Source organism: Armatimonas sp. (assembly GCF_964826245.1).
The window spans coordinates 1-4,252 of record NZ_CBAYMC010000309.1 but is presented as its reverse complement, the minus strand read 5'-3'; the positions used below and the strand labels follow the sequence as shown (position 1 = coordinate 4,252).

General features: G+C 60.1%; 3 protein-coding genes. 2 read left to right on the top strand and 1 reads right to left on the bottom strand.

Features of this window, described 5'->3' with window-relative positions; all coding sequences use genetic code 11:
- The first annotated feature begins 64 nt into the window (after positions 1 to 64).
- Positions 65 to 820 (top strand): AfsR/SARP family transcriptional regulator, encoded by a 756-nt coding sequence (locus AC1XOS_RS20305; protein WP_481964035.1) that lies wholly within the window; start codon positions 65 to 67, stop codon positions 818 to 820.
- Entirely contained in the window at positions 793 to 3,102 is a 2,310-nt protein-coding gene (locus AC1XOS_RS20300) for an ATP-binding protein (RefSeq protein ID WP_481964034.1), read from the top strand. The genes AC1XOS_RS20305 and AC1XOS_RS20300 overlap by 28 nt, the downstream gene beginning before the upstream one ends.
- Here AC1XOS_RS20300 and AC1XOS_RS20295 read toward each other — a convergent pair.
- Positions 3,099 to 4,252: monooxygenase (locus AC1XOS_RS20295; RefSeq protein ID WP_481964033.1), on the bottom strand; the 1,154-nt coding region annotated here is incomplete at its 5' end. The genes AC1XOS_RS20300 and AC1XOS_RS20295 overlap by 4 nt on opposite strands.

Genomic DNA, 4,252 nt, shown 5'->3' with positions numbered 1-4,252 from the left:
GGTGTTACCAGAGACGTTACCAGCACGGCAGGATTTTTGTTACCGATGCCGAATTTAGTTGCGAATGGACTTGACATTGCGGCTCTTTGGGACAATGGAGCTACGTGTGGAGGGCGATTTCTTACCCCACGGCCCACGTCACCTCGCCGGTGAAAAGCTCCTGGCTCTTCTTGCACTTCAGGGTCCACAGTCTCGCGCCCGGCTGGCTGCCACTCTCTGGCCCGAAGTCACGGAGTCGCAGGGACGCTTTTACCTTCGTCGCAGCCTCATGGAGCTCAAACAACGCCTCGCCCATGTTGCAGATGCACTGACGGAGACAGCAGGCACTCTGGCGCTGGCACTCCCCCAAACCGCCTGTGATCTCTGGGGCTTTGATCACGCGCTTCAACAGAGTGACGATACGACAGCCGTCTCTCTCTACCGGGGGCCACTTCTCACGGACTGGGACGATGACTGGATCCAGACCGAGCGCATGCAGCGTGAGCAAGAGTTTTTAGGGGCTCTGGAGCGCCTTGCACGATCCGCCACGACATTGCAGGACGCTATTATCGCGCTTAAACGCCTTATTGCCCTTGACCCTGCCCGCGAGTCGGCTTGGAGCGCTCTGATGGAGGCACAGGCACGGCGCGGCGACCCTGCCACACTGATGCAGACCTACCGAGATCTACGACTCTGGCTCAGCGAGAACCTCCGTATCCTTCCCACACCCGAGACCACAGCGCTTTATGAGCAGCTTCTCGCCGAAGCGCGTCGCGCCCCCCCCCTAAAATTGCCTTTCCCACACGCAGCCGCTTGCCTCTCACTCCCACCGCACTCATAGGCCGCCACGACGCGCTGGAGCAGCTACAGGCTCGCTTCGAGGAAACACGTCTTCTTACTTTAGTGGGCACGGGTGGTGTCGGTAAGACCCGCCTCGCCCTCGCCACCCTAGAGAGCCTCCAAGACGACCCACGATTTTCGGATGGCATCGCTTGGGTAGACCTAGCGGCTCTCAGTGACCCTAGCCTCGTGCGAGCCCGTATTGCTACCGCGCTTGAGCTCTCGGAGACGGCAGAGCTGGCCACGCTACTTGCCAACCGAAAGCTCTTGCTTGCGCTCGACAACTGTGAGCACCTGCTGGATGCCATCGCCGATGAGGTAGATACGCTCCTGACTGCCTGTCCAACGCTCTTCTTTCTCGCCACCAGCCGCGAGCCGCTGGGGCTCTCCAGTGAGACCATCTGGCGTGTTCCTGCCCTCGCCGAAGACGAGTCGTTTCAGCTTTTCCAGGCCCGTGCTCAGAAAGTCCTTCCTGGCTGGCAGCTCACAGAGCAAAATCGCCCTCTGGTGCGCCAGCTCTGCCAGCGCTTAGATGACCTGCCCTTAGCGATTGAGCTTGCGGCGGCGCGCCTCGGGTCGCTTCCCCTCTCGGAGCTAGTGCGCCGTCTAGATGCACGCTTTGATCTTCTCACGGGAGGCAGTCGCACCATGCTGCGCCGCCAGCAGACCCTACGCGCCGCAATGGACTGGAGCTGGGAGCTTCTCACGAAGGACGAGCAGACGGCACTGCGCCAGCTTGCCATCTTCATTAGTCCTTTTTCCCTGGATGCGGGCGAAGTGGCCTGCCCCGAGGGCCTGACTCAGCTTCCCGCACTGGTCTCCAAGTCGCTCATTGCCTTTTCTCCGGAACACGACTCCTATCGCCTTCTCGAAACCGTTCGAGAGTATGTCATGGAGCAAGAACTCGGGGATGCAGGCCGTGCGGCTCGTCAGCGCTACTTGCAGTATATTTCAAACCAAGCCAAACAAGCGGTCGCCGAGTACTTTGGCCCGAACCGGCACTACTGGCACCAGCGCCTCGAAGCCGCCCACGACAATATCCGTCTTATCCTGAGTGATGCCGTCCAATCCCACCCTGAGCTTGCGCTGGAGCTCGCCGGAAACCTCTGGCTTTTCTGGCGGGAGCAAGGCTACCGGCTAGAAGGGCTCAGAACGCTCCGTCAGCTTTTAGAGAGTGGCACTGCATTTCCCGAAGCACTTCAGGGACGGGCTTGGCTCGGGGCAGGGATATTGGCCTATGAGACGGCAGACTACGACACGACCTATCACGCCTTAAACGAGGCTCTACAGCGGGCACAACGCCACCAAGATGGCTGGGCTGAGGGTGAGGCCCTACGCGTCTTGGGCCTAGCTCACTGGAACCAAGGCCACTCCGATCAGGCACGCGATCTCTACCTGCAAAGCCAAGCGTGTTTTGTGCGCTGTCAGCACAAAGGCGGACAGGCATCGGTTCTGGCAAGCTTGGGACACTTGGCGTGGAACCTGGGGCAGCTCCAAGAATCCAGCGCGTACAATCGCCAGAGCCGTGCACTCTTTCAGGAGCTAGGTGACGAAGCGGGGCTGGCAGAGATCAACGCGAACCTGGGACTCATTGCCCGCAGCCTTGATGACTACTCAGCGGCGCGGCGCTACATGAACGAGGCCCTAGAGGCACGGCGACGGCTCGGAATGCGCGGCGGAGTCGCCGCAGTCGTTCATCAGCTTGGGGTACTCTCTTACCTGGAAGCCCGCTATAACGAAGCCATCCCGTACTTAAAAGAAAGTGCACAGCACTGGCGTGAGCTGGGCGATCCCGGCTGGCTAGCCCTCTCTCTCTACTACCTGGGCCTCGTCCAGAAAGCACAGCGAGCGTTTCCTGAGGCGATTTGCTCTCTGAGTGAGTCGCTCCAGCTCCGCCGCCAACAAAAGGCAAAGCGCTCCATCGCGGGGCTTCAGTACGCTCTCGGAGCCATCTGGCTAGAACAAAAACAGTACGATGATGCCATCCCAGCCCTGCACGAGAGCGCACGGCTTCGGCTGGAGATCGGCCTGCCTGTCTTCTGTGGCGAGTCCCTGGATGTTTTAGCGTGTCTGCACGCCCGCCAAGATAAGGCAGCTCTCGCCGTCCCATACTTGAGCTACGCCGCAAAGCTCCGCGAAGGCAAGGACGAAGTCGAGGACAAGCACCCACACCGCGACGAAGCCACTCGCAGGACAAAAGAAGCACTCCCCGAGTCCTCGTGGCAGCAGCTCTGGGAGCAAGGAGCCGCTTTAGACTCCCTAGACGCTCTGCTCAGTCTCTAGCGCTTACCTCCACCAAGAAAGCTGGCGAAGAGTTTGACCATTGGGTCGTTCTCGTTGTCGGCGATATAGCCGATAAAGGCGATAGACATCTCGTCGGTGGTGGCTTCTCCCCAGGCGACATTTTGCGGGGGATTGTTGGGCTGGCGCGGGTTAGCAGCGGAGTTGTCGTAGCGTGCACGGAGCGTGAGCTGGGTTCCCTTGGGAAGCGAGACAAAGTCTTTGTAGTTGTAGGTGTCCTGCCAGTTAAAGTCCCAGTCATTGATCTGGATCAGGGGCAGCTTCTTCCCGCCCGGCAGGGTCGCCTCGATCCCAATCTCGCGTCCCAGTAAGTGCATGTGTGGAATCACAAAGATCGCCTTGGCATCAAAGGGCATGGGAAAGCTCGATGAGGTCTTGTAGTTGGCCTCACCGGCGGGAATACTCAGCGGCGCAATCAGCGGCAGGATTCCCAGGCGCTTGGTGATAGGCTTCTTGGCAAAGTAGATCCCCACTTGCGTCAAATCCTCTTCGGGCTTACCATTGGAGTGGTAGTGCACCTGCATGACCAAGTCGCTTCCCTTGGGCAGAGACCGCGCGATGCCATCGGGGAGAAAGTAGGGCAGCTTTCCGGGAGCCCAGCCATCGAGCTCACCACTGGGCAGAAAACCGGGTCCGCCAAAGCTGGTGTAGCCCGGCCCCGCCTCGGCTTCGTCCATCTTACGAGCACGGCCTTGTGTGTCGAGGTAGCCAATCACGTGGTGTACCACGGCTTTATTGCCCGCCCGGTACTCCACGGCCACAACTTCTTTATCCTCGGTCACCCCGGTGGGAATCACAAAACAGCGGTAGACATCCGCCCCCGACGGCGCGACTTGGTAGCTCTGTGGCATCTTGAGGATGAGATCGGGCTCCCCGAGGGTCCAGCCCTTGGCAAACTTGGGAGGAGCGGGTGCTTTGGAGAGCTCTCCCGCCGGAGTCCCTGATTCCGACCAGAGCGAGATAAGCTGAATCTGCGCCTCGGAGAGCTTGCGTACGCCCGCAAACTCCCCGTGGCCGTCAACGGGCTTCCACGGCGGCATGACACGCTTCTGGGAGACTTGAGCGATATTGGCCGCGACACGCTTGGCGCTGGCGTAGCTATCAAGCGCCATCGGGCCGATCTCACCCTCAC

What these genes read in the sequence shown, in the direction of transcription:
- AC1XOS_RS20305 (WP_481964035.1), top strand. Translation starts at nt 65, where the DNA reads ATGGACTTGACATTGCGGCTCTTTGGGACAATGGAGCTACGTGTGGAG.